This is a genomic window from Actinomadura sp. 9N215 (genome assembly GCF_044326345.1).
Lineage (GTDB): Bacteria > Actinomycetota > Actinomycetes > Streptosporangiales > Streptosporangiaceae > Spirillospora.
The window spans coordinates 225,841-249,754 of sequence record NZ_JBIRBA010000001.1 but is presented as its reverse complement, the minus strand read 5'-3'; the positions used below and the strand labels follow the sequence as shown (position 1 = coordinate 249,754).

Here is a 23,914-nt window from a genome sequence, read left to right as displayed (position 1 = left end):
CAATCCCGAGGAGTGCCCGAAGTGACAGCCAAGACCACCAGGGACGAGCCCGACAAGGTCTCGGACGAGGCGGACGCGGCGCCGGCGGAGACCGAGGCGCCGGAGACCGAGGCGCCGGAGACCGAGGCGCCCGAGGACACCGAGGTCGCGGAGCGTCCGGCCCCTCCGGAGCGTCCGGCGCGTCCGGCCGCCAAGCGCAAGCGCCGGGTGCGGGTCATCGAGGTCATCGACGACGAGGACCTCGACGAGGTCCTGCAGGCCCTGGACGCCGAGGACGAGGAGCTCGACGAGCCCGAGGAGGAGTCCCCGCCCCGCCCGACCAAGCCCGCAGCGAAACCCGCGAAACCCACCGCCAAGCCCGCGAAGCCGACGCGCCCCTCCCACCTGGAAGCCCCAGACGAGAAGGAGCCCGCCGGAAAGAACGTCGCGCCGGAGGCTCATGCCGCCCGGCCGACGATCTTCGGGCTCGGCATGGTGCAGGCCGTCGTGGTCGTCGTCCTGGTCGCGCTGCTGGCCAGCCTGGCGATCTGGCAGTGGCGGAGCGCGAGTTCCCGCTCCGCCAAGGAGGACGACCGGGCGGCGGTGAGCAGGGCCGCCTCCGCCTACGGCGACCTGGCGTTCAGCTACAACGCGCAGAACTACCAGACGCAGTCCGGCAAGGCGCAGAAGCTGATGGCCGGCGACCTCCTCGACGAGTTCAAGAAGAACACGCTGCCCTCGCTGACCAGCGCGTTCCAGGCCGATCCGCAGGTGGCGGTGTCGTCCAAGACCGAGCAGGTCTTCGTGGGCGGCGTCGACGGCAGGTTCGCCACGGCGGTGGTCATGGTGGAGATCTCGCTCAGGACCAAGGACGGCCAGGCCAGGGAGCCGGCGACGCTGCTGCGGCTGTCCCTGAGCAAGGTCGAGGGCGAATGGAAGGTCACCCAGCAGTACGCGTCGGGCGTCAACGAGCAGAACAAGAACCAGCAGCCGGGGCAGCAACTCCCGGGCGTCCCGGGCGGCGGCGCGTCGAAGTCGCCGAAGGCGGAGAAGAGCGACAAGCCGAACAACTGACGATCAACCGGGGCGCCCGCGTGGAAGCCGCGCGGGGCGCCGCGCGTTGTCCGGATGGACGGGGTCGCTGGACGAAGGCGGGGCATCATGTCGACCGTGACGGAAACGGAACCGGGCGAGCGCAGGACCGACGGCGGAGTCGTCCCGGACGAGCTGGTCCACGAGTTCGGCGCGCTGCTCAGCGCCGCGTCCGTGCTGGAGCGGATCGCGGGCCGGGAGCTGGAGCGCCGCTGCGGCATCCGGCACGCGGTGTTCGAGGTCCTGCTGAAGCTGTCCGGCGCCGCCGGGTCCGGCCCGCACACGATGGGCGACCTGGCCGGCGAGCTGATCCTGACCAGCGGCGGCATGACCCGGATCATCGACCGGATGGTGGAGGCGGGCCTCGTCCGCCGCGAGCCCGCCCCCGGAGACCGCCGCCGCCAGCTGGTGGAGCTGACGGACGCCGGCCGCGCGAAACTCGACGAGGCCCTGCGCGTCCACGCCGAAACCCTCCGCGAGCACTTCGCGGCCCCCCTGACCGACGACCAGCGTCACGTCCTCGTGGACGCCCTCCGAACCCTCCGCACCAAGGCCCGCAAAGAACTAGGCGCCCTCCACTGACCCAAGACCCCAGCCCGCCACCACGGGTCGTGCGGCCGGAGGCGCCCAGCGCCGGAGGTCGCACGGCCCGCCGGTCGGGGGGCCGTTTCACGAGACGCGCCAGCGGCTCGGGAAACGGTTCACCGGCCGGTGACGGGGGTTCCAGGGGGTCGCCCCCCTGGGTTAACGCGAGTAGTGCTCGACTACCAGTTGCTCGTCGCAGATGACGGGGATCTCGTGGCGTTCGGGGAGCCTGGTCAGCTGCGCGACGAGGGCGTCGTGGCGGACGTTCAGGTAGGCCGGGACGTGCTCGGTGTTGCCGCCGGCGGCGGCGATCTGGAAGGCGTCCATGGCGCGGCTGCGGGGCGCGACGGTGATCACGTCGCCGGGGCGGAGCCGGTAGGACGGACGGTCGACCCGCCGCCCGTTCACCAGGATGTGCCGGTGCACGACGAACTGCCGGGCCTGGTAGATGGTGCGGGCGAACCCGGCGCGCAGGACGGTCGCGTCCAGCCGGCGCTCCAGGTCGACGATCAGCGCCTCGCCGGTCTTGCCGCCGGTCTTCGCGGCCTTGGCGAAGGCGTTGCGGAGCTGCGCCTCGCGGATGTTGTACTGCGCGCGGAGGCGCTGCTTCTCGCGGAGCCTGACCTTGTAGTCGGACTCCTGCTTGCGGGCGCGGCCGTGCACGCCGGGCGGGTAAGGGCGGGCCTCGAAGTACTTGACGGCCTTCGGCGTCAGCGGGATGCCGAGCGCCCGCGAGATCCGGACTTTGGGACGAGGGTTGTTCATCACGCTCCTTGGTGGTTAGGTATGCCTAAGTTAGGTAAGCCTAACCTGGTAGGTCAAGGAGGCAAGGTGCGGCGAGCGGAGACCACGAAGACGGTGGACGGCCCCACGGCGGCGGAGCGGGCGCGGACCCTCGCCTACGGCATCGCGGACGGCGTCCTCGTCGCGCCCGGCGTGCCGTACGCGCCCGTCCCGGCGCACGCGACGGACCGGGACGGCAGGCCGCTGCTGCTCGTCCAGTCCGCGTCGCCGATCGCGGCGGGGCTGCGGAACCCGGCGCCGGACGCGGACGCCGACGTGCCCGCCACGCTGCGGATCTCCGACGTCGCGCCGGTCGCGCTGGCCGACCGCGTCCGCGGCCGGGCCTGGCTGCACGGCTGGCTCAGCGAGGTCCCGGACGCCGAGCTGCGCGCCGCGGCGCTCCGCGTCTCGCACGCCCATCCGCGGCCCGAGCTGCTCGACCTCGGCGCGGAGCGGGACGGCCGCCGGGAGTGGACGATCCTCGCGCTGGAGGTCGCCCAGGTCGAGATCGACGACGCGTGGGGGAGCGCCACCCTCGAACCCGAGGAGTACGCCGCCGCCGCGCCCGACCCGTTCGTCGCCGTCGAGTCGGGCATCCTCACGCATCTGGACGCCTGTCACCGCGACGAGCTCGCGGGCCTGCCGCCGGAATCCGTCCCGCCCGGACCGGTCAGACCACTCGCGCTCGACAGGTACGGTATGTGGTTGCGCTGCTCCGCACCGCCATCGGACGCGCACGCGACGTTCGACCTGCGGCTCCCCTTCGCCGAGCCTGTCAGTGATCTCCACGGTCTGCGGTGCGTGTACCGGCGGCTGTTCGCCCGAGCCACCCCGTAACGCCCTCGTAGTACGTAGAAACCCGGATACCGGACTAACCCGGCAATTTGCCGGTGATCTCCCGGATGGCGCGCGGACCCCTCGCCGGGCGATGCTCAAGTCTCCGGCCGAGGGACGCCGAGCGTCACCCGTCCGGGACGACCCCGATCACCGGCTCGCCCTCGCGGGGTGGGTGAGCCGGTGACGGGGAACCGTACCGGGCCGCGGGGGCGTCCGGTGCGCCTTCGGCCGGGCCGGTGGTCCGGCGCCGCGATGACGGGGGGCGTGGTCCGGGCCACTGGTTTGGAAATGGGCCACTGGTCGGAATTGGCCGTTTCCATCGGCCGGTCCGCCGCCGCAGGCTGGAGTCATGACCGGACACCATCCGCAGACCAGAGCCGTCCACCCGCCCGTGATCACGCCGGTGGGCAGCCGTCCGCTCGCCGTGCCGCTCTACCAGGGCCACCTGTTCGCCTTCGACGCCGCCGACGACCTCGCCGCCGCCTTCCACGGACCGGACGAGGCCTTCTTCTACGCCCGCATGGCCAACCCGACCGTCCGCTCCCTCGAACGGGCCGTCACCGAGCTGGAGGGCGGGCAAGGGGCGCTCGCCACCGCGTCCGGCATGGGCGCGGTCAGCACCGTGCTGATGAGCCTGCTGCGCAGCGGCGACCACGTCATCGCCCAGACCACCCTCTACGGCGGCACGTACGCGCTGTTCCAGGACCTCGCCGAACGGTGGGGCGTCGACGTCACCTACGTTTCCGGCGACGACCCGGCGGAGGTGCGGGACGCGCTCCGTCCCACCACCCGCCTCCTCTACCTGGAGACGGTCGCGAACCCCAACACGCACGTGACCGACCTGCCCGCGTTCACCGCGGCCGTCCACGGGACGGACGTGCTGACCGTCGTCGACAACACCTTCGCGCCGACCCTCTGCAAGCCCATCGACCACGGCGCCGACATCGTCGTCCACTCGACGACGAAGTACCTCAGCGGGCACGGCGACGTCATCGGGGGCATCGCCGTCTTCGCCGACAACGCCGTGTACCGCCGCGTCTGGGACTTCTCCATCGACATGGGCTCGGTCGCCGACCCGTTCGGCGCCTGGCTGACCGTGCGCGGCCTCGCCACGATGCCGATGCGGGTGGAGCGGCAGAGCGCGTCCGCGCTGGAGATCGCCCGCCGCCTCGCCGCGCACCCGTCCGTCGCCCGCGTCCACTATCCGGGGCTGCCCGACCATCCGCAGCACGAGGTGGCGCGCCGGCTCCTGCCGGACGGGAGCGGCGGCGTCCTCGCCTTCGACCCCGCCGGCGGACGGGACGCGGGCCGCACCTTCTCCGAGGCCGTCCGGCTCATCTCGCTCGGCCCGTCGCTCGGCAACATCGCGACGCTCGTGATGCACCCCGCGAGCACGTCCCACCGGCAGATGGACGCCGCGACCCTCGCCGCCGCCGGGATCGGGGAGGCGACGGTCCGGCTGTCCATCGGCCTTGAGGACCCCGACGACCTGTGGACCGACATCGACCAGGCCCTCGCCAAGGCGACCTGATCCGCGTCGACGCCTACAGGTAGAAGCCGGTCGCGGTGGTCGGGGCGTCCTGGTCGTCATGGCGCTTCTCGCCCTTGCGGAGCGCGGCCAGCTCGGCGAGCGTCGCGCCGTCGGCCCCGATCTCGCTGGACGGCGCCTCGGCGCCGTCCAGCCAGGACACCGCCTCCGCGCGGGTGAGCCGCCCCACCTCGATCTGCGCGAGGCAGCGCCCGGGACGGACGACCGCCGGATGCAGCATCGCGAGGTCCTCGTTGGTGGTGATGGCGACCAGCACGTCCCGGCCCTGCCCGAGCATCCCGTCGGTGAGGTTGAGCAGCCGCGACAGGCCCTGGCCCGTCGACTGCTTGGCCTCGCCGCGGATCAGCTCGTCGCAGTCCTCCAGGACGAGCAGCCGCCAGCGGCGGTTCTCGTCCTCGTCGTCACCGACCGCGACCTCCATGAGGTAGCTGGGCGTGCCGAACAGCGCCTCCGGGTCGAGGACGCAGTCGGACTGGCACCAGTCGTTCCACGCCCGGGCGAGCGCGCGCAACGCCGTCGTCTTGCCGGTGCCGGGCGGGCCGTGCAGGAGCAGCAGCCGTCCGGACACGTCGTCGCGGCCGAGGCGCATCACCTCGTCGAGGGCCTCGGCGACCGGCGCGGTGTAGTTGCGGCGGATGTCCGCCCACGCGTCGGCGGTGATCGCGCGCTCGTTGCGGACGGGCCCGTGCGTGCCCATGTGCCAGAAGCCCATCTCGACGCTGGTCTCGTCCACCTTCGGCGGGTCGGTCGCGTCCTTCACGGACGCTTCGAGGACGGCCTCCGCCAGTTCGTCCGTCACGGCGGACACGGCGACGTAGGCGACGCCGCTCTTCCACCGGTTGGTCAGCAGCGTCCAGCCGTCGCCCTCGGCGAGCAGCGACTCCTTGCCCTTCTCGTGCGCCACCCGCACGGTCCGGGCGTCGCCGGGACGCAGCGGCGCGTCCGCGCGGACGTGCTCCAGCCGCGTCGACCGGGACCAGGGCTGCTCGCCGGACGCGAACGGGCGCAGCGACAGCACGTCCATCACGTCGGCCGGGGAGTTGTTGTCGCTGAGGTTGAAGACCACGGGCAGCACGGACTCAGGCCCGGGGTCGGTGACGTTCTCCCGGGGCTCGACGAGATGGAGGATCTCCTGCGTCCTCTCCTGTGGCGTGGTCATGCCATAAATGATCAGGCGCGTCGGCGGACCGCGTCCACCGAATTAGCCCCGCCGGGGGCCGCCGACCGCCCGTCAGTAGCCGTCGCAGCCCGTCAGGATGCGCCGCCGCCGCCGTCGTCGGCGGCGGTCTTGCGGGCCTCGGCCTCCCGCAGGTCGAGCTTCTCGGCCTCCTCCGGAGTCGGGGCCGTGCCGCCGAGGTAGGCGGGCTGCCACCACGTCTCGCCCGGCTTCGGGACGTCCGGGTACTCGCGCTGCGCCTTCTCCAGCAGTTCCGACATCCGGGCGTGCAGATCCCGGGTGAACTGGTCGTAGTCGTCGCCGCGCTTCGGGTGCAGGGGCTCGCCGACGAGGATCGTCACGTGCACGCCGCGCTGCAGCAGCCGGCGCTTGCGGCCCTTCGTCCACAGCCGCTGCGGGCCCCAGATCGCGACCGGGATCAGCGGCACCTTCCCGGCGACCGCCATCCGCACCGCGCCGTTCTTGATGTCCTTCACCGTGAACGAGCGGCTGATCGTCGCCTCCGCGAACACCCCGACGATCTCGCCGCCCTTCAGCGCCTTCAGCGACGCCGCGTACGACGAGGCGCCCGCGTCCCGGTCGACGGGGATGTGCCGCATCCCGCGCATCAGCGGCCCGCCGATCCGGTTGTCGAAGATCTCCTTCTTCGCCATGAACCGCACCAGCCGCTTCGCCGGATGCGCGGTGAGCCCGGCGAAGATGAAGTCGAGATAGCTGATGTGGTTGCTGACGAGCACCGCGCCTCCGGTACGGGGGATCTGGTCGGTCCCCTCCAGACGGATCTTGATGTTCAGGGCCTTGAACACGCAGCGAGCCGTCATGATCACCGGTGGATACACGATTTCGGGCATGGCAGCACGGTACTTGAGGCCTCCATGATCAGCGAGTGCGGGCGGGGATCCGGATGGGTCCCACAACCGACCGGAACTCTGAGAAGGTGGGGTTGTGACGTGAGCCGTTGAAGCCCGAGGATCCCCCTGAGGGTGTGAAAGGGGATGAGCATAGATGGAACCGTTGGACGCGGCGGCGGACGTGCACGAGCTCATCCGCGACGTGCTGCCCGCCCTGGCGCCCAGCGCCTGGTTCGACTCCGGCACCTCCGAGGTGGTGCTGCCCGTCGGCCGGTCGGAGGCGCGCGCCTCCAGCTGGACCGTGCTCGAACGCTGCGCCAGGGAGCCGCGCTCGGCGTGGCCGAAGGTGGTGGACGAGTGGGTCCGCGAGGTCGGCGACCGCGCGTTCCTCGCCGTCGGCGAGATGGAGCTGTTCGGCGACGTCAGGGAGCTGCTCCGGCTCCGCATCGTGCCGAAGCTCGCCCCCCGCGACCGGGAGGGCCTCGTCGTCGTCCCCGCCGGGGACCACTTCGACGCGATGGTGATGATCGAGCACCCCCGCTACGGCGGCCCCCTCACCAAGGCCCGCGCCGGGCTGCTCGGCCTGCACAAGCTCGGCTACGTGATGACGAACACGCATGACCGCGAGCTGGCCGACGTCGCCGTCCGCGACCAGCCGCTGCTGCCGGGACGCAACGTCCGCGTCGTCACCAAGCCGGGCAGCCGGTACGTGTCGGCGCTGCTCAGCGAGGTCGACCAGTTCCTCCCGTGGCCGAACGAGCACGGCGCGCTGGTCGGCGTCCCGTGCCACAGCACGCTGCTGCTCTACCCGATCATGTCGGCGGCTGTCCGGGAGGTCCTGCCGGTGTTCTCCGACGTCGTCCGGGAGATGCACGCCGACGCCGACGACCCCTGCGCCCCCGGCGTCTACTGGAGCCACGGCGAGCGCCGCCTGACCCCCCTCCCCGCCAACCCCGACGCCTCCCCCGAGTTCGCCTCCCTTCTCCACCGTCTCCCCGGAGAGGTCTAAAGCTCAGCGCCGGTCACGGGCAGGCGCGTGGAGCGAGCTCTGCGAGCGGAGGGCGCATGCCCGCCGAGCCGGGCGACCGCAGCGCCACGGTCACGGAACCCGCACGGTCACAACACAGCCGCACCGTGGCGTGAGGATCGACCGGCTCGTGACGGGGGTTCCAGGGGGTCGCCCCCTGGGCTAGAACAGCTTCCAGTCGACAGGCTGGGCGCCCTGCTGTTCCAGGAGCTGGTTGGCGCGGGAGAAGGGGCGGGAGCCGAAGAAGCCGCGGTCGGCGGACATCGGGCTCGGGTGCGGCGACTCGACGCACGGGACGCCGCCGAGCAGCGGCTTGAGGTTGCGGGCGTCGCGGCCCCACAGGATCGCGACGAGCGGGCGGCCGCGGGCGGCGAGGGCGCGGATGGCCTGCTCGGTGACCTCTTCCCAGCCCTTGTTGCGGTGCGAGCCCGGCTTGCCGGGCATGACGGTGAGCGACCTGTTGAGCAGGCAGACGCCCTGTTCCGTCCACGGGGTGAGGTCGCCGTTGGACGGTTCGGGATGGCCCAGGTCGTCGCAGTACTCGCGGAAGATGTTGATCAGGCTGCCGGGCAGCGGCCGGACGTCCGGCGCCACGGAGAAGCTGAGCCCGACCGGGTGCCCGGGCGTCGGGTACGGGTCCTGGCCCATGATGAGGACGCGGACGTCGTCGAACGGCCGGGTGAAGGCGCGCAGGATGTGGTTCCCGGCGGGGAGGTAGCGGCGTCCGGCGGCGACCTCGGCGCGGAGCCAGTCGCCGGCGGCGGCGATCGTCCCGGCGACCGGCTCCAGCGCGGTCGCCCACCCGGTTTCGACGATCTCCGTGAGTGGTCGTGCCGTCATGGGGCACAACCCTAATGCGATGATCATGCGCCCGCTGGGTGAACGCCCGGCTTGGGCGGCCATGTGAACCGCGTGAAACGTCCTGTTAAGTCCGGGTTACTTCCTGCCGGACCGCGTTGACCTGCGGTCTCAGGCGGCATCTCCTAGAGGACATGCAGGCGCAATCCGAGCGGACGGACAAGAGAGCATGACCCAGCTGACCACCGTGGACGCCACCTTCCTCAACGCGGAGACCGGCACCACCCAGGCCCACATCGCCGGGCTGGGCATCGTCGACGCGGCCGCGTGCCCCGGCGGACGGCTCACCGTGCCGCTCGTCGCCGAGCTCGTCCGGAACCGCGCGCATCTCGCGGCCCGGCCGCTGCGGCAGCGGCTCGTCCAGGTGCCGTTCGGCCTCGACCACCCGTACTGGGAGGACGACCCGGACTTCGATCCCGTCCGGCACATCTTCGAGATCGGCCTCCCGGCGCCGGGCGACGACCGGCAGCTCGCCGACGTCGTCGCGATGCTGCACGAGCAGCCGCTCGACCGGTCGCGCCCGCTGTGGGAGATGTTCCTCATCCAGGGGCTCGCGGGCGGCCTGACCGCCGTCTACGTGAAGGTGCACCACGCCGCCGTCGACGGCGTGATGGCCGCCGAGGCGCTCGCCGCGCTGCTCGACCTGTCGCCGGAGCCGCGCGAGCTGCCCGCCGACGAGTCGGAGCCGGCGCGCGCGCCCGGCACCGCGGGCATGGTCGGCACCGGGCTGCTGAGGACGGCGCTGCATCCCGTCCGCACGGCCGTGTCCGTCGCGCGCACCGCCCCGTATCTGGACGAGATCCCGGGGGTGGCGGCGATCCCGGGCGTGGGGCTGATGTCGTCGGTCGTGCAGGGCGCGCTGCGGCGTCCCGAGGTGCCGCGGGCGCCGCGGATGAGCGCGCCGCCGACCCCGTTCAACCAGCAGATCGGACGCCGCCGCGCCGTCGCCTGCGGCGAGCTGCCGCTGGACGCGATCAAGGAGATCAGGCAGGGGCTCGGCGGCAGCGTCAACGACGTGGTCATGGCGCTGTGCGCGACGGCGCTGCGGCAGTGGCTCGACAAGCGCGGCGACCTGCCGGACCGTCCGCTCGTCGCGGCCGTCCCGGTGTCGCTGCGGCGCGGCGCCGCGCGCACCGGCGGCGCGGGCGCCGGCGCCGGGAACCAGGTGTCCGTCATGGCGACGCGGCTGGCCACCGACGTCCCCGACCCGGCCGAGCGGTACCTGGCCGTCCGGCGCGACATGGACAACGCCAAACGGCGGTTCACCGGGTCGTCGGGCGGCTGGGTGCAGGAGATCAGCGCCCTGCTGCCCGCGCCGATCGCGGGCGCCGCCACCCGCCTCGCCCTCCAGGCCGCGCCGACGATGTCGCTGCGGCCCATCAACCTGATCATCTCGAACGTGCCGGGACCGCAGTTCCCGCTGTACATGTGCGGGGCCCGGGTGCTCGCCTACTATCCGATCTCCGTCATCACGGACGTCACCGGCGGCCTCAACATCACCGTCTTCTCCTACGACGGCAAGGTGAACGTCGGGATCGTCGCCTGCCGGGAGCTCGTCCCGGACCCGTCCGAGATCGTCGACCACCTGGTGGACGCGCTGGACGAGCTACGGGACCTCAGCCGGGAGTGATCCCGAGGCCCGCCCGGTGCCGCCACGCCAGCCGCAGCGCCGCGGCCCCGGCCGGCTGCATCGGCCGCGGGACCGTCCCGTCGAACGGCGCCGTCGAGACCTCGCCCTCGTCGTTCACCGCGACCAGCTTGCCGAACAGTTCGCGGAATGCGTCGCCGTCGATGACGACCACCGTCAGCAGGTCGAGCGCAAAGGTTAGCGGGTCTACGCCAAGGCCGAGGAAGTGCGCGCGCAGGCGCCCTTGTTCGCGGGCTGACGTCAACGCGCGGTGGAAGGGCCACTCCTCCTGGACGAATCCCGCGCCGTAGTTCTCGTCCATTCCGAGCAGTTCTTCTGCGAATTCGCGGACCATGCACGCCCAGATGTCCGGCCGTTCGTCGTCCAGGGGCTGGAACACCCCGACCGGCATCACCTGGTAGAGGCCGCCTGCGTGCGCGACCTTCGCCGGATCTCGCCAATGCAGGACGTACTCGGTTCCGGTGACGGTCAGCGTCGTGATCGCGGGGAGGGCCGTCCGGCGGGTCAGGCCGCACGGGTCGCCGACCCTTGTGCGCAGCGGCAGGCCGTCTACTGCGGCCGCCAGTTCGTGCGCGACCGGCTCACCCACGTTCACGCCGTCGAAGTAGCGCGCCGGGCCGAGGCGGAGCAGGGGCGGCCGGGCTTCGAGAAGCCGGTAGCTCGGTCGGTCCTCGAACACCTTCGGCGGTGTCAGGGCGGCCATGGCCTCGGCGTACGTGCGGTAGCCGTCCGGCAGCCCGTCCGCCGGGTCGGCGACGGCCGGTGGGACGTCCCGCGCATCCCACTCCAGCCGGACGTCTTCCAGCGGTATCGGCACGTCCGGAACCCATTCCTCGCGGCACAGCAACGGCGTGCCCGCGACGCGCGGAACGTCCGGGTACAGCGCGCTCGCCGCCTCGCCGAGCGGTCCGCGCGAGGCGTTGAGGCTCGTTCGCTCGTCTCGCCACCGCCGCTCGTCCGGTCTCATGCAGGTCACCCTAGAGGGAGGCCGCGGGGTCCGCGTTTGACAAACCGCTTTGCCGTTCCTGCAATGAACGCATGGAGACGACCGAGGACGTCCTCGCCGGTGTGGGCCCCAGGCTGAGGCGGCTGCGGCAGGAACGGAACGTCACGCTGACCGCGCTCGCCGAGTCCACCGGCATCTCGGTGAGCACGCTGTCGCGGCTGGAGTCGGGCAAGCGGCGGCCGAGCCTGGAGCTGCTCCTCCCGCTGGCGCAGGCCCACCGCGTCCCGCTGGACGAGCTCGTCGGCGCCCCGGACGTCGGCGACCCGCGGATCAGGCCCCGTCCTCAGCGCATGCACGACATGACCGTACTGCCGCTGACCAGGCGTCCCGGCGGTGTGCAGGCGTTCAAGATAATCGTCCCTGAGCGCCGCTGGACGCCCGACCCGCAGACCCACGAGGGCTACGACTGGCTGTACGTCCTGAACGGGCGGCTCCGCCTCTTCCTCGCCGGACGCGAGCTGATCCTGGAGCCGGGCGAGGCCGCCGAGTTCGACACCCGGCTGCCGCACTGGTTCAGCGGCCACGGCGGCACGGTCGAACTGCTCAGCCTTTTCGGTCCACAGGGCGAGCGCATGCATCTGCGCGCCAGGCCCCGGCAGAAATGACGCGCCGGCGCTAACGCAGTTCCAGGGTGCAGCATTTGGGGCCGCCGCCCGCTTTCCGGAGCTCGGACATGTCCACCGGGACGGGTTCGTATCCGCGGCCGCGCAGCGTCTCGATCAGCTCGGCGGCCTCGGCGTTGATGACGACGTTGCGTCCGTCGCACACGGCGTTGAGGCCGAGCACGGCCGCGTCGCGTTCGGCCGCCAATATCGCGTCCGGGAACAGCCTTTCCAGCACCGCGCGGCTGCCAGGTGAGAACGCCCCGGGAAAGTACGCCACGTTCCCGCCGCCGAGCGCGAACAGCGCTGTGTCCAGGTGATAGAACCGCGGGTCGACGAGCCGGAGCGTCACCACCGGACGGCCGAGGAATTCCTGCGCCTCCTGATGTGCGGCGATCTCCGTCCGGAAACCGGTCCCCGCCAGGATCACCTGGTCCAGCGTGAGGAAATCGCCTTCTCCCTCGTTGGTGTGCTCCGCGTCCAGCACTTCGGAGAAGCCGTTCTTCCGCAGCCATCGCGCATAGGCGGGCCCTTCCGCATGCCGTTCCGGATGCGTGAATCGCGCGCCGTAGACCCGTCCGCCGACGACCAGGGCGCCGTTGGCCGCGAACACCATGTCGGGCAGCCCCTCGATCGGGTCGATGAGGCTCACCTCATGCCCGAGCCCCAGATACGCCGCCCGCAGGGCCTCCCACTGCTCCACCGCCTTCCCGGCGTCCGCTCCCGCCGCCGGGTCCATCCACGGATTGATGGCATAGCTGACGGCGAAGTGCTCGGGGCGGCACATCAGATACCGCCGCCGCAGCGCCGTCCGCTCAGAACCGACACCGGGCGCCGTTACCGGCAGAACGCTCATGCGCATCTCCAGGGGGCTAGGTCCGACCGATCGAAAGCCTAGAAAGCAAGCGCTCGCGAACCAATGCGCCAACCTTGCTCCCACCTGGAGTTTCGTTGCGTCTTTCGCCGCCTGCCGGCACTTTGTTGCGCGTTGGCGGGATCGAAACCGTCAGTGACCGCCCGGGGTGTCATAGGCTCCGTACGTGGCACGCATCCCGTACGCAGACACGTCCGCATTGCCTGCCGATCTGCAGGAGTGGCACGCGAAACTGCCGCCGAACTCGCATTTGTTCATGATGGTCGCCCACGCCGAGGCGACCGCCGGGACGCTGATGCAACTCGGCTTGCAGCAGATCACGCAGCTCGAACTCCCGGCCCGGCTGCGTGAGCTCGCGACGAACGCGACCGCGGGCGTTCTGGGTGCGGAATATCTGCGCCTCCGGCACGTCCTGCCGGACGATCCGGTCACACCGGCGGAGCGCGAGGCGATCTACCGCGGCGACCACTCCGGCTTCAGCGGACTCGACCTGGCGGTGCTCACGTTCGCCACGGCGGTCGCGCGCGGACTGCCGGTGGACGACGCGACGTTCGCGCCGGTCCGCGCCGGGCTGAGCGACCGGGAGATCGTCGAACTGGTGCAGGTCGTGGGTTACTACTGGATGTTCGGGCAGTTCGCGAACGTGCTGGCGATCGAGGCGGAGCCGCACGCGTAGTCTCACCGAGACCAGCGCAGTCTCACCGAGACCAGCGCACCGTCGAACCATCGATCAGCGTTGGTGGCGGGCCTTGCGGGAACGGCGGCCGGTGCGTGCTTTGCCGGGACGAGGCGTCGGCACGTGTTCCACACGCAGCGGCCAGTTCAAGGTCAGGCCCTGGTCGACGGGCACCGCCGACCAGCGTGCGGCTTCACGGCGCAGGGCGGCGGACGCAGCCTCGATATCCTTGTCGCCTACGGGCAGAGGTGCGGGACTGATGACGCCCCAGAGCGCGCGCAGCCGGGCCACAACCTCCTTGGACGTGAGGTCGTGCTCGACCGCGTCGTGAATCGCGCCGGCTGCGGCCTCGGCGAGGCCGATGTCGTCCGCGTGGGCTTTGATGATCCGCTTCGACCGTTCGGCCGCGTCCGGCTTCTGCCGTCCCGAGGCCACGGCCATGTTGGTGAACAGCGCCCCCGCGGCGACGCTGCCCCAGAATCCGCGCGTCATCCCGAACTCCCGCTCCGCGACGAAGTGCGCCAGGTCATGCGGGATCGCGCTGGTGCGGTCGTATCCGGGAGACGTCACCGTCACCCCGTCGGCGCGGACCGCTGTGGTGATGTAGAGATTCCCGGCCAGCCGATGAAATGTGACGTCCATGAGACCTCCCTCCGCCACCTTTGCCAGCCACCCCGATCAGGGCAACTGGTTTTCCGGCTCGGCCTAGTCCAGGACGGCGGTCAGCTGGAGGCGGAGGGCTAGGCGGGTCTGGGAGGACGCCAGGTCCAGGGGGGTGACCTCGGCCATTCTCTTCAGGCGGTGGCGGAGCGTGTTGGGGTGGACGCCGAGTGCCTGCGCGGTGCCCTTCGTGTCGCCGTAATGGTCCAGCCAGGCGGCGAGTGTCGGCAGGAAAGCCGTTCCGTGTTTCTCGTCGTGGGCCTGGAGATCAGGGAGAGGGCCGCCCAGGAAATGGGTTCCGGTGGCTTTCCGTGCGCGTTCGACGGTGATGGCGTCCCAGGTGTCGTCCAGGAGGAGGAGCCCTGGAGCGAGGTGGCCGGAGGCCGTGAGGGCGGCGAGTTCGGCGGCCTCGGTGCGGGAGCGGGGGAGTTCGGCGGGAGTCCGCGCGAGGCCGCCCGCCGCGGCGTAGAGCCCGGGGTCGTGGGACCGGACGCGGGAGAGGACGTGCTCCAGCCACGGCATCGAACCGGCGTCGCGGCCGGGGTGACCCGGGTCGGTGAGGACGGCGAAGAGCGCGCCGTCGACGTCGGCGAGGAGCGGCCGGTGCCAGCCGAAGCGGTGCGTGATCGCCTCCCACAGGTCGAGGCGGCGGCGCGGGTCGCCGGTCTCGCCGCCGAGGGCCGCGACGCGCCACGGCGGCCGCGCCGGAACGGGCTCCGTGCCGTCCCGCAGCGCGGCGCGGAGCTGGTCGGCGGAAGCGCGCCGCGCCACCCCGGTCTCGGCGCGCAGGCGCAGCAGGTGCAGGGCGACGACGGACGCCAGCTCGGTCAGCCGCCGGACGCGGTCCACCGGGATCGGCGTCCTGGCCACCACCCAGATCGAGCCGAGCCATTCGCCCCCGGCCCGGACCGGGATGACGAGGCGGGGCAGCATCCCGTCCGGTCCGGCGGGGACGCGGATGGGGTCGCTCGACCGGGCCAGCCTCCGGAACACGCCGCAGGCCCGCAGGTGGGCGATGACCTGCGGCGGGACGCGCCGTCCCACGATGGTGGAGACGCGCGCCGGGTCGGTGCTGTCCCGGCGGGCGGGGCGCCGATGACCCGAGTAGGCGAGGACGCGGGAGCGCGCGTCCTCCAGCGTGACCGGCGCGTCCGCGATCTCGGCGGCGGCGTCGGCGAGGGCGAACAGGTCGTCGCCCGACTCCCCGGGCGGGGCGTAGGCGTGGTCGATCGCGGCGCGCACCAGCCAGATGACGTGCGTCCAGGACGTCTCCGGCTGGAGCTCGATGAGCGCGGGCCCCGGCCGTCGGGCGGGCCCCGGCCGTCGCGCGGCGGCGACGACCTCGGCGGCGAGCGGCGCCTTCAGGACGAGCCCGGCCGCGCCCGCCGCGCCGACCCGCTCCAGGAGCGCCACGGCGTCGGCGGCGGCGGTCACCCCGGCGCCGAGGACGATCTCGCCCGGCCGTCCGGCCGCCTCGCCCGGCTCGGCCAGGACGACGTCGTACACCTGCGTGTCGCGGCCCTCCGCGGCCAGCCGGAACAGCCCGGGTCCGAGGGATTCGACGAGGTCCGTCACCGTGATCATTGTGCGTTTCACACTATGTGATCCACTCGAATTGGCCGAAATGAACAGGGGCGTCCGGCCGGGACGGGTTCACCATCGAGGTGACATCGTTGACGAAGAGGAGTTGTCATGGCTTCCAGCGCCGGTCCGCGCCGCGTCGCCGTGGTGGGCGCCGGAATGGTCGGGCTGTCCACGGCGTGGTTCCTGCAGGAGCGAGGCGCCTACGTCACCGTGTTCGACCGGAAGGACGTCGCGGCCGGAGCGTCCTGGGGCAACGCGGGATGGCTGACGCCCGGCCTGGCGACACCGCTGCCCGAGCCCGCCGTCCTGTCGTACGGGGTGCGCGCGGTGCTCAGCCCGTCGTCGCCCGTCTACGTCCCGCCGAGCGCGAGCCTGCGGCTGCTCAGGTTCCTCGCGGGCTTCGCGCGGAACAGCACCGCGGCGCGGTGGCGGCGCGCCATGGAGTCGCTGGTGCCGATCAACGGCCGGGCGCTGCCGAGCTTTGACGCGCTGGTCGGAGGCGGCGTCAAGGCGGAGACCAACGAGGCCGGGTCCTTCCTCGCCGCCTACCGGACGGCCGAGGAGCGCCGCTTCCTGCTGGACGAGGTCGAGCACATCCGCGCCGCCGGCCAGGACCTGGAGTTCGACGTCCTCACCGGGGACGAGGCGCGCCGCCTGGAGCCCGCGCTGTCCGGCGAGATCGGGGCGGCGATCCTGCTGCGCGGGCAGCGCTTCATCGATCCCGGACGGTTCGTGCACGCGCTGGCCGACTCCGTCCTCGACCGCGGCGGCAAGATCCAGACCGGGGCCGCCGTCACGGACGTCCGCGACGTGCCGGGCCGCGGCGCCGCCGTGCGGGTCGCCGGGGGCGGCGGCGAGGCGTTCGACGCGGTGGTGATCGCGAGCGGCGTGTGGCTCGGCGGTCTCGCCCGGCGGTTCGGCGTCCGCACCCTGGTGCAGGCCGGTCGCGGCTACAGCTTCAGCGTGCCGATGGAGCGCGTCCCGGACGGCCCGCTGTACTTCCCCGCCCAGAAGGTCGCGTGCACGCCGCTCGGCGACCGGCTCCGCGTCGCCGGGATGATGGAGTTCCGCGATCCCGAGGCGCCGCTCGACCCGCGCCGGATCAGCGCGATCGTCGAGGCCGTCCGCCCGCTGCTGCGCGGCGCCGACCTGGACGCCCGCCGCGACGAGTGGGTCGGGTCGCGGCCCTGCACCCGCGACGGGCTGCCGCTGATCGGCGCCACCCGGTCGCCGAACGTGTACGTCGGGGGCGGGCACGGCATGTGGGGCATCACCCTCGGCCCCGCCACCGGGAGCCTCCTCGCCGAGATGATCACCACCGGCCGCCGTCCCGCCGAACTGTCCCCGTTCAACCCGCTGCGCTGAGCCCGCCGCTACTGGGAACTCGCCTGCCCCGCCGACCTGGGGCTTCTGGGCGGTTCTGGCTGTTTCGTCCGGACGGGCGCGCCGGCGCGCTACGGTCACCTGGTGATCGCGTAGACACCCCTGTGCGGGAGGACGTCATGACCAGCGAGGTGCGGACGGCCACGCGGACGGCCGTCGTCCCGCTGACCCGGGCGCAGAAGGTCCTGGCCGGGGTCGGCGGGCTGTTCTTCGCCGGGCTCGCCGGCCTGGGCGGGTACGGATCGTTCGCCTCGGTCCGGGACGTGGCCGAGCCGTGGTTCGGCGACGAGGCGTGGATCGTCCCGGCCGGGGTCGACCTCGGCATCCTCGCGCTGGTGTCGGTGGCACTGCTCCTCGAATGGCTGGCCATGCCGATGCCGGCGCTGCGCTGGATGGCGATGGCGTTCACCGGCGCGACCGTGTGGCTGAACGTGTCCGCCGCGCACGGCGACGCGACCGGCATGGTGATGCACGCCGCGATGCCGGTGCTGTTCGTGACGTTCATCGAAGCCGTCCGGCACGCGATCCGGCGGCGCGCCGGGATCGCCGCCGGGACCGTCCGCGAGGGCGTTCCGGCGACGCGGTGGCTGCTGGCGCCGTTCTCCACGTTCCGGCTGTGGCGGCGCATGGTGCTGTGGCAGATCACGTCCTACCCGCAGGCGCTGGTCGCCGAGCAGCGCCGCCGCCACGCCCTGGCCCTGCTGGACGCCCACTTCGGCCGCAAGTGGAAGTCCAGGGCGCCCGCCGACATCACCTGGATGCTGCGCGACGGCGTCATGCTCGACCAGGCCCTCGCCCGCGTCACCGAACTCACGGCGCCCGAGCCTCAGCCTCCGGCGCCCGAACCCGCGTCGCCGGAGCCGCTCCCGCCTCCGAAGCGGGCCGCTCCGAAGAAGGTGCCGCGACGGCAGGTCCCGCAACAGCGGGTCCCGCGCAGCGTCGCCACCGACAACGAGGCCCGCGCGCTCGCCATCCTCGACGCCGAGCCCGGCATCACCGGCGCCGAGCTGGGACGGCGCCTGGACATCAGCGTCCGCCAGGGCCAGCGCCTGCTGAGCAGGCTGGCCCGCCCGGCCCCAGCCTCCGCCCCCCGCACGTCGACTCCCCAGTCGTCGACCGCCCAGGCCTCGACCCGGGCCTCGACCACGCGGGCGTCCTGACGGGGTCACGTTTCCCTCCACCGTTTCGTCAATGCGGTGAATGGAAGGGGAGACAGTGACCAAGCACGACATGACCCTTATGTACGCCATGCACGACGCCCTCAGGCGGGAACTGGACCATCTGGCCAAGCTCGCCGCCCGCGAGGACGACGACCCGCGCCGCATCCTGGCGTCCGCCCCCGGCTGGGAGCTGTTCAAGAAGGCGCTGCACGCCCACCACACCGCCGAGGACGAGGCGCTGTGGCCGGTGATGCGCGAGGCCCTGGCCGGACGTCCCGACGACCTCGCCCTGCTGGACGCGATGGAGGCCGAGCACGCCCGCATCGACCCGGTCATCGAGGCGATCGACGAGGGTTCGGAGCCGCTCGCCGACCTGGTCGAGACCCTGTCCACCGGCCTCACCGCCCACCTGAAGCACGAGGAGGACGAGGCGCTGCCGCTGATGGACGAGGCCGTGACGCCCGAGCAGCTGGCGCGGTTCGGGCAGGCCCACGCCGCCGGGATCGGACCCGACGCGCCGCGCATCTTCCCGTGGCTGGTGGACGGCGCCGACGCCAAGACCGTCGAGACGGCGCTCGCCCCCCTCCCGCCGCCGGCGCGCGCCGCGTTCGAGAACGAGTGGCGTCCCGCCTACGAGGCCCTCAACAGGTGGAACACCCCGTAACCCGCCGGCGGCCGCCGCGTGCCCGGACGGGCCCGCCGCGACCCGCCGGCGGCTCGCCCCGGGGCCCGGACTCGTCCGGCGCCCCGGCGGCCGGGGTCAGAGGTTGATCATGTGTCCGGCGAGGCCGTGCACGGCCTCCTTCATCGCCTCGCCCAGCGACGGGTGCGCGTGCACGTTCCGGGCGACCTCGTGGACGGTCAGGTCCCACTGCTGCGCCAGCGTCAGCTCCGGCAGCAGCTCCGTGACCTCCGGGCCGATCATGTGCGCGCCGAGGATCTCGCCGTACTTCGCGTCGCTGATCACCTTGACGAACCCGTCGCCCTCGCCGAGGCCGAGCGCCTTGCCGTTCGCGCTGAACGGGAACTTGGCGGTCTTGACGTCGAAGCCCTTCTCCCCTGCCAGCTCCCGCGCCTGCGCCTCCGTCCAGCCGAACGAGGCGACCTGCGGCTGGCAGTAGGTGGCGCGGGGGATCATCACGTAGTCGAGCTCCATCGTCTCGGCGTCCGCGATGGTCTCGGCCGCGACGATGCCCATCGCCTCCGCCGCGTGCGCGAGCATGAGCTTGGCGGTCACGTCGCCGATCGCGTAGATGTGCGGGACGGACGTGCGGCAGCGCCCGTCCACGTCGATCGCGCCCCGCTCGGTCAGCGCGACGCCGGTCTTCTCCAGCCCGTAGCCCTCCACGTTCGGCTGGAACCCGATGGCCTGCAGCACCTTGTCGGCCTCCAGGACCTGCTGCGCGCCGTCCTTGCCGGTGACCGAGACCCGCACCTTGTCGCCCGAGTCGTCGATGGCGTCCACGCGGGTGGACGTCAGCACGTCCACGCCGAGCTTGCGGTACCGCTTCGCCAGCTCCCTGGACACGTCGGCGTCCTCGTTCGGGACCATCCGGTCGAGGAACTCGACGATCGTCACCTTCACGCCGTAGTTGTGCAGCACGTACGCGAACTCGACGCCGATCGCGCCCGCGCCCGCGATGACGATGCTCTCCGGCAGGTCCGAGCTGAGGATCTGCTCCTCGTAGGTGACGACGCGCTCGGACAGCGACGTCCCCGGCAGCAGTTTCGTGTGCGCCCCGGCCGCGATGATGCAGTTACCGAACGTGACCGTCTCGCTGGAGCCGTCGGCCTTGGCGACCTGCAGCGTGTTCGGGTCGGTGAACGTGCCGCGCCCGTCATAGGACGTGATCTTGTTCTTCTTCATCAGGAACTGGACGCCCTTGACGAGCTTGTCCGACACCTGCCGGCTGCGCTCGTAGGCGACGCCGTAGTCGAACGAGACCCGCCCCTCGACGTTGATCCCGAAGGTCTTCTGCTCCTGGGTGAAGATGTGCGCCAGCTCGGCGTTGCGCAGCAGCGCCTTCGAGGGGATGCAGCCGACGTTGAGGCAGACGCCGCCCCAGTACCTCTCCTCGATGATCGCCGTCTTCAGCCCGAGCTGCGCCGACCGGATCGCGGCGACATATCCACCCGGGCCCGCGCCCAGGACCACGACGTCAAAGTGTTCGCTCATATCCATGGACGATATTCGCCACGGGAGGCGCTCGCATCCCGGCCGGACGTGACCCCGGTCGCGCGACCCGCCGAGTGACCCTGTCCGCGCGACCTCCGTCATCGGGCGGCGGTCGCCGGAGCACTGGTCACGGGCTGTTAGTGTTTCGATCGGCCCCCCGCCGGTCAGGGAACCGCGGGAGGCGAGGCGGCGCCCGAGCGGCGCGAGCCCGTACCGCCCCCGGCCGCGGAGTCCGGCGGCACCCGCCAGCAGCCGTGCCGAGAACGAGGACCACCCTCGCGGGCGGCGCAGGAAACCCTGCGCCGGAGGCGTGCATGGAACGTCGCGCCGCGGGCCGGTCGTTGTCCACGTTCCGAGCCGAGTGAGGAGAAGACGAGTGCGAATTCCCAAGCGCGTCAACACCGTCCTCGACTGGATGGAGGAGCACTACCTCGCGCTTGGAGCGGTCACCGCGCTGATCGCGGTCGCGCTGGTGGCGACGCTCGCGCCGCGGTCGGTCGGCATCCCCGTCGCCGCGTTCATCCTGGGCCTCGCGGCGGGCGGGTTCACCGTGCACGTCCGGGCGAGCCGCCGCGTCGCGCGGGTCCGCGCCGACGTCGACAACCTGCTCCGCGAGAACGGCGCGCTGCGGCACCGCAACACCGTCCTCGCCAGCGGCGTCATCACCCGGGAGGCGCAGGAGACGCAGGCGCTGATGTCCATCCCCGAGGACGACCTGCCGCCGGACGGCCAGGAAGTCCGCGGCCCCGGTGACACCCAGGCCACCGCCACCCTCGACGAACTGCTCGACGGAGATCCGCAGAGCACCGACGAGCTCCCCAAGGACCGCATGGCCATGGCCGAGGAGATCGAGGAGGCGAGGGAGGACGATCCGCAGCGCACCACCGTCCTCCCCACGCTGCCGGACGACCCCGCCACCGAAGCCCACGACGCCGACGAAGCCCGCAACGCCCCCAACGCCCCCAAGACCGACGCGGAGGACGCGGCGAGCGACGCCCGGAAGGCGTGACCGTACGCTTCCCCTAAGTAACCGAAATCCCTCACCCGGCGTTATCTTCGCAGATCTCGGGGCAGATCAACGCCCGTGGAAACGCCGACGAACGCGGGCTCCGGGAGCGACCCGGAACGCGCCGGGCCGCCCGGCGCCGACCCGCGCGTGGACCTGACGAAGGACGAGGCCGACCTCACCGCCGTCCACAAGGCCGTCATCGCCTCCGCGATCGGGAACTGCGTGGAATGGTTCGACTTCGGCGTGTTCAGCGCCGGGGTGATGACGGCGATCATCGGCACGGTGTTCTTCCCCGAGGACGCGGGCGGCAGCGCGTCGCTGCGCTCGTTCGCGCTGATCGCGGCGGCGTTCCTGGCCCGCCCGTTCGGCGGGATGTTCTTCGGCCCGATGGGCGACAAGCTCGGCCGTAAACGGGTGCTGGCCACCACGATCATGCTGATGTCGGGCTCCACGTTCGTGATCGGCATCCTGCCCGGCTACGGCACGATCGGCGTCGCCGCGCCGTTGCTGCTGCTCGCCGTCCGGCTGATCCAGGGCTTCTCGACGGGCGGCGAGTACGGCGGCGCCGCCACGATGATCGCCGAGTACGCGCCGACGCGCCGCCGCGGGTTCTTCGGCAGCTTCCTGGAGATGGGCACGCTGACCGGCTACATCCTCGGCGCGGGCCTCGTCCTGCTGATGGACCTGGCGCTGACCGGCGAGGCGATGCACGACTGGGGCTGGCGGATCCCGTTCCTGCTCTCGCTGCCGCTCGGCCTCGTCGGCCTGTACGTCCGGACGCGCATCGAGGACACCCCCACGTTCCAGCAGATGGAACAGGCGGGCAAGAAGGCCCAGTCGCCGCTGAAGGAGACGCTGGAGCACTACTGGCGCGTCATCCTGATGCTGATCGGCATCGTGTTCCTGCTGAACGTCGCCGACTACACGCTGCTGACGTTCATGCCGTCCTACCTCGTCGACTTCCTGGACATGAACGACACGACGGCGCAGCTGATCACCATCGGGGTGGAGGCGGTGATGATCACGGCGATCGTGCCGCTGGGCGCGCTGTCGGACCGGATCGGCCGCAAACCGCTGCTGATGACCGCGGCGATCGGCTACATCGTGCTGGCGTGGCCGGCGTTCGCGCTCATGCAGACCGAGAACGCGGTCGGCGTCGCGTTCGGGTACGCGATCGTCGGGGGCCTGCTGGTGCTGATCCTGGCGGTGATCGCGGCGACGTTCCCGGCGATGTTCCCGACCAAGGTCAGGTACGGGGCGTTCGCGATCGGCTACAACCTCTCGACGTCCCTGTTCGGCGGGACGGCCGCGGTACTCGTCGGGTCGCTGATCGACGCGACGGGCTCCAACTACGTCCCGGCCTACTACCTGATGCTCGCCGGGCTGGTGGCGCTGGTCCCGATCATCAAGATCCCGGAGACGGCCGGGGTGCCGATCGAGGAGGCCGGAGAGCAGAAGACCCCGGAACCCGCGAGTTCCGGGGTGGGCTCGCGCACCTAGCGGTCTCGTCCCGCGACTCGCCGTCCAGGTGGGCGCGCACGGCGTCGAGCCAGTCCCATCCGTCGATCTCCGTGCTGGACCCGAAGTCCTCGCCGCGCGCCAGCGCGATGTCGACGAGCGCCCGCACGACCCTTGGCAGGTGCAGGTTGAGGACAGTGTCGTCGCCCGCGCGCCGCACGCCGCCACTGTGCGTGTAAGGGCCGCCGTCCGGGACGATCCTGCCCGGCCCTGCGCGGAACACCACGTTGATGCGGCCGGGACGTCCCTCCTTGCGGAGCAGGACGACCTCACGGCAGTCGACGAAACGCCGCCCGTCCCCGCTGTGCTGATGCGCGGTCCGCCAGCGGTAGGTGTCGGGGCCGACGAGGAGCCTGCGGTAACGACGCCTGCCCACGTCAGTCTCCGGCGTCCAGGCCCTGTTCGCGGGTGTCGAGGTGTGGTTCGACGGTGTCGAGGTGGTTTTCGAGGGCGTCCAGGCGGGCCGCCCAGGCGCGGCGGTACGGGGACAGCCAGGCGTCCACCTCGGCCAGCGGTTCCAGGCGCACCTCGTACACGCGGCGCTGCGCGTCCTGCCGGGCCCGGACGAGCCCGGCGTCGCGCAGGACCCGCAGGTGCTTGGACGTCCCCGGCTGCGTGAGCCCGAGCCGCTCGACGAGTTCGCCGACCGGCCGGGGGCGCTCCAGCAGCAGGTCGAGGATGCGGCGGCGGGTCGGCTCGGCGAGCACGGCGAACGCGGAGGACATGGCCTCATCATAACCGTCCGCTCATATAAATTGCCCGGCATATGCGACCGCCTCCGGCGGGGTGTCGCGGACGGGTGCGACTTGTGTGGCGGCACGGCAAGGAGAGGTGAGGCAATGCCTAATTGCGATCCGTCAATTACCGTCTGTAGCGTCAC

At 71.9% G+C, this 23,914-nt stretch carries 24 protein-coding genes; 13 read left to right on the top strand and 11 right to left on the bottom strand.

Annotated elements, in window-relative coordinates:
• Positions 1–21: 21 nt before the first annotated feature.
• Together ACH34T_RS01130 and ACH34T_RS01125 are read left to right on the top strand one after the other, a co-directional pair.
• A complete protein-coding gene (locus ACH34T_RS01130) occupies positions 22–1,053 on the top strand; it encodes a hypothetical protein (RefSeq protein WP_395990004.1) in 1,032 nt (343 codons plus the stop codon).
• A gap of 96 nt (positions 1,054–1,149) precedes the next feature.
• Positions 1,150–1,653, top strand: a complete 504-nt coding sequence (locus ACH34T_RS01125) for a MarR family winged helix-turn-helix transcriptional regulator (protein WP_395990003.1) — start codon at positions 1,150–1,152, stop codon at positions 1,651–1,653.
• A 162-nt stretch (positions 1,654–1,815) separates the two neighbouring features.
• Here ACH34T_RS01125 and rpsD read toward each other — a convergent pair whose 3' ends face one another.
• A complete protein-coding gene (gene rpsD, locus ACH34T_RS01120) occupies positions 1,816–2,421 on the bottom strand; it encodes a 30S ribosomal protein S4 (protein ID WP_395990002.1) in 606 nt (201 codons plus the stop codon).
• Between the two features lie 66 nt (positions 2,422–2,487).
• Between rpsD and ACH34T_RS01115 the strand changes: the two genes are divergently transcribed.
• The gene (locus tag ACH34T_RS01115) at positions 2,488–3,276 is read left to right on the top strand and encodes a DUF2470 domain-containing protein (RefSeq protein ID WP_395990001.1); all 789 of its coding nucleotides are present in this window, start codon (positions 2,488–2,490) and stop codon (positions 3,274–3,276) included.
• 349 nt (positions 3,277–3,625) lie between these two features.
• On the top strand, positions 3,626–4,807 hold the full coding sequence (locus tag ACH34T_RS01110) for a trans-sulfuration enzyme family protein (protein ID WP_395990000.1): 1,182 nt from the start codon (positions 3,626–3,628) through the stop codon (positions 4,805–4,807).
• Positions 4,808–4,820: 13 nt separating this feature from the next.
• Here the strand turns inward: ACH34T_RS01110 and ACH34T_RS01105 are convergent, their stop codons facing one another.
• Positions 4,821–5,984, bottom strand: coding sequence for a DUF5925 domain-containing protein (locus ACH34T_RS01105; RefSeq protein WP_395989999.1), 1,164 nt, complete (start codon positions 5,982–5,984; stop codon positions 4,821–4,823).
• 92 nt (positions 5,985–6,076) lie between these two features.
• Positions 6,077–6,853 (bottom strand): lysophospholipid acyltransferase family protein, encoded by a 777-nt coding sequence (locus ACH34T_RS01100; RefSeq protein ID WP_395989998.1) that lies wholly within the window; start codon positions 6,851–6,853, stop codon positions 6,077–6,079.
• 154 nt (positions 6,854–7,007) lie between these two features.
• Between ACH34T_RS01100 and ACH34T_RS01095 the strand changes: the two genes are divergently transcribed.
• Positions 7,008–7,862: a hypothetical protein gene (locus ACH34T_RS01095; RefSeq protein WP_395989997.1), complete on the top strand. Its 855-nt coding sequence runs from the start codon at positions 7,008–7,010 to the stop codon at positions 7,860–7,862.
• Positions 7,863–8,042: 180 nt separating this feature from the next.
• On the opposite strand, the gene ACH34T_RS01090 is transcribed toward ACH34T_RS01095, so the two are convergent.
• Positions 8,043–8,720 carry a uracil-DNA glycosylase gene (locus ACH34T_RS01090; protein ID WP_395989996.1) on the bottom strand — a complete coding sequence of 226 codons (678 nt, stop codon included), beginning with the start codon at positions 8,718–8,720 and terminating at the stop codon, positions 8,043–8,045.
• Positions 8,721–8,907: 187 nt separating this feature from the next.
• Here ACH34T_RS01090 and ACH34T_RS01085 point away from each other — a divergent pair, with 187 nt between their 5' ends.
• Entirely contained in the window at positions 8,908–10,368 is a 1,461-nt protein-coding gene (locus tag ACH34T_RS01085; RefSeq protein WP_395989995.1) for a wax ester/triacylglycerol synthase family O-acyltransferase, read from the top strand.
• Here the strand turns inward: ACH34T_RS01085 and ACH34T_RS01080 are convergent.
• Positions 10,355–11,353 carry a hypothetical protein gene (locus tag ACH34T_RS01080; protein WP_395989994.1) on the bottom strand — a complete coding sequence of 333 codons (999 nt, stop codon included), beginning with the start codon at positions 11,351–11,353 and terminating at the stop codon, positions 10,355–10,357. The genes ACH34T_RS01085 and ACH34T_RS01080 overlap by 14 nt on opposite strands.
• Positions 11,354–11,424: 71 nt before the next feature.
• Between ACH34T_RS01080 and ACH34T_RS01075 the strand changes: the two genes are divergently transcribed.
• Entirely contained in the window at positions 11,425–11,997 is a 573-nt protein-coding gene (locus tag ACH34T_RS01075; protein ID WP_395989993.1) for a helix-turn-helix domain-containing protein, read from the top strand.
• Positions 11,998–12,007: 10 nt separating this feature from the next.
• On the opposite strand, the gene ddaH is transcribed toward ACH34T_RS01075, so the two are convergent.
• Positions 12,008–12,850 (bottom strand): dimethylargininase, encoded by an 843-nt coding sequence (ddaH, locus tag ACH34T_RS01070; protein ID WP_395989992.1) that lies wholly within the window; start codon positions 12,848–12,850, stop codon positions 12,008–12,010.
• Positions 12,851–13,034: 184 nt separating this feature from the next.
• Between ddaH and ACH34T_RS01065 the strand changes: the two genes are divergently transcribed.
• Positions 13,035–13,544, top strand: a complete 510-nt coding sequence (locus ACH34T_RS01065; protein ID WP_395989991.1) for a carboxymuconolactone decarboxylase family protein — start codon at positions 13,035–13,037, stop codon at positions 13,542–13,544.
• A 54-nt stretch (positions 13,545–13,598) separates the two neighbouring features.
• Here the strand turns inward: ACH34T_RS01065 and ACH34T_RS01060 are convergent, their stop codons facing one another.
• Both ACH34T_RS01060 and ACH34T_RS01055 read right to left on the bottom strand, forming a co-directional pair.
• Positions 13,599–14,186, bottom strand: a complete 588-nt coding sequence (locus ACH34T_RS01060; RefSeq protein ID WP_395989990.1) for a hypothetical protein — start codon at positions 14,184–14,186, stop codon at positions 13,599–13,601.
• A gap of 63 nt (positions 14,187–14,249) precedes the next feature.
• Positions 14,250–15,779, bottom strand: coding sequence for a PucR family transcriptional regulator (locus ACH34T_RS01055; protein ID WP_395989989.1), 1,530 nt, complete (start codon positions 15,777–15,779; stop codon positions 14,250–14,252).
• Positions 15,780–15,896: 117 nt separating this feature from the next.
• Between ACH34T_RS01055 and ACH34T_RS01050 the strand changes: the two genes are divergently transcribed.
• The 3 genes from ACH34T_RS01050 (at position 15,897) to ACH34T_RS01040 (ending at position 18,995) form a co-directional block, all read left to right on the top strand.
• Positions 15,897–17,153 carry an NAD(P)/FAD-dependent oxidoreductase gene (locus tag ACH34T_RS01050; RefSeq protein ID WP_395989988.1) on the top strand — a complete coding sequence of 419 codons (1,257 nt, stop codon included), beginning with the start codon at positions 15,897–15,899 and terminating at the stop codon, positions 17,151–17,153.
• A gap of 137 nt (positions 17,154–17,290) precedes the next feature.
• The gene (locus tag ACH34T_RS01045; protein WP_395989987.1) at positions 17,291–18,331 is read left to right on the top strand and encodes a DUF2637 domain-containing protein; all 1,041 of its coding nucleotides are present in this window, start codon (positions 17,291–17,293) and stop codon (positions 18,329–18,331) included.
• Positions 18,332–18,386: 55 nt separating this feature from the next.
• Complete coding sequence (locus ACH34T_RS01040) at positions 18,387–18,995, top strand: hemerythrin domain-containing protein (RefSeq protein WP_395989986.1); 609 nt, start codon at positions 18,387–18,389, stop codon at positions 18,993–18,995.
• A 96-nt stretch (positions 18,996–19,091) separates the two neighbouring features.
• On the opposite strand, the gene lpdA is transcribed toward ACH34T_RS01040, so the two are convergent.
• A complete protein-coding gene (gene lpdA, locus ACH34T_RS01035) occupies positions 19,092–20,507 on the bottom strand; it encodes a dihydrolipoyl dehydrogenase (RefSeq protein WP_395989985.1) in 1,416 nt (471 codons plus the stop codon).
• 376 nt (positions 20,508–20,883) lie between these two features.
• On the opposite strand from lpdA, the gene ACH34T_RS01030 reads away from it, so the two are divergent.
• Together ACH34T_RS01030 and ACH34T_RS01025 are read left to right on the top strand one after the other, a co-directional pair.
• Positions 20,884–21,516 carry a hypothetical protein gene (locus tag ACH34T_RS01030; RefSeq protein ID WP_395989984.1) on the top strand — a complete coding sequence of 211 codons (633 nt, stop codon included), beginning with the start codon at positions 20,884–20,886 and terminating at the stop codon, positions 21,514–21,516.
• A gap of 75 nt (positions 21,517–21,591) precedes the next feature.
• Entirely contained in the window at positions 21,592–23,016 is a 1,425-nt protein-coding gene (locus ACH34T_RS01025) for an MFS transporter (RefSeq protein WP_395989983.1), read from the top strand.
• Here the strand turns inward: ACH34T_RS01025 and ACH34T_RS01020 are convergent.
• Together ACH34T_RS01020 and ACH34T_RS01015 are read right to left on the bottom strand one after the other, a co-directional pair.
• On the bottom strand, positions 22,922–23,410 hold the full coding sequence (locus ACH34T_RS01020; RefSeq protein ID WP_395989982.1) for a hypothetical protein: 489 nt from the start codon (positions 23,408–23,410) through the stop codon (positions 22,922–22,924). The two genes, ACH34T_RS01025 and ACH34T_RS01020, sit on opposite strands and share 95 nt — an antisense overlap.
• A 1-nt stretch (position 23,411) precedes the next feature.
• Entirely contained in the window at positions 23,412–23,759 is a 348-nt protein-coding gene (locus ACH34T_RS01015; RefSeq protein ID WP_395989981.1) for an ArsR/SmtB family transcription factor, read from the bottom strand.
• Positions 23,760–23,914: the final 155 nt, after the last annotated feature.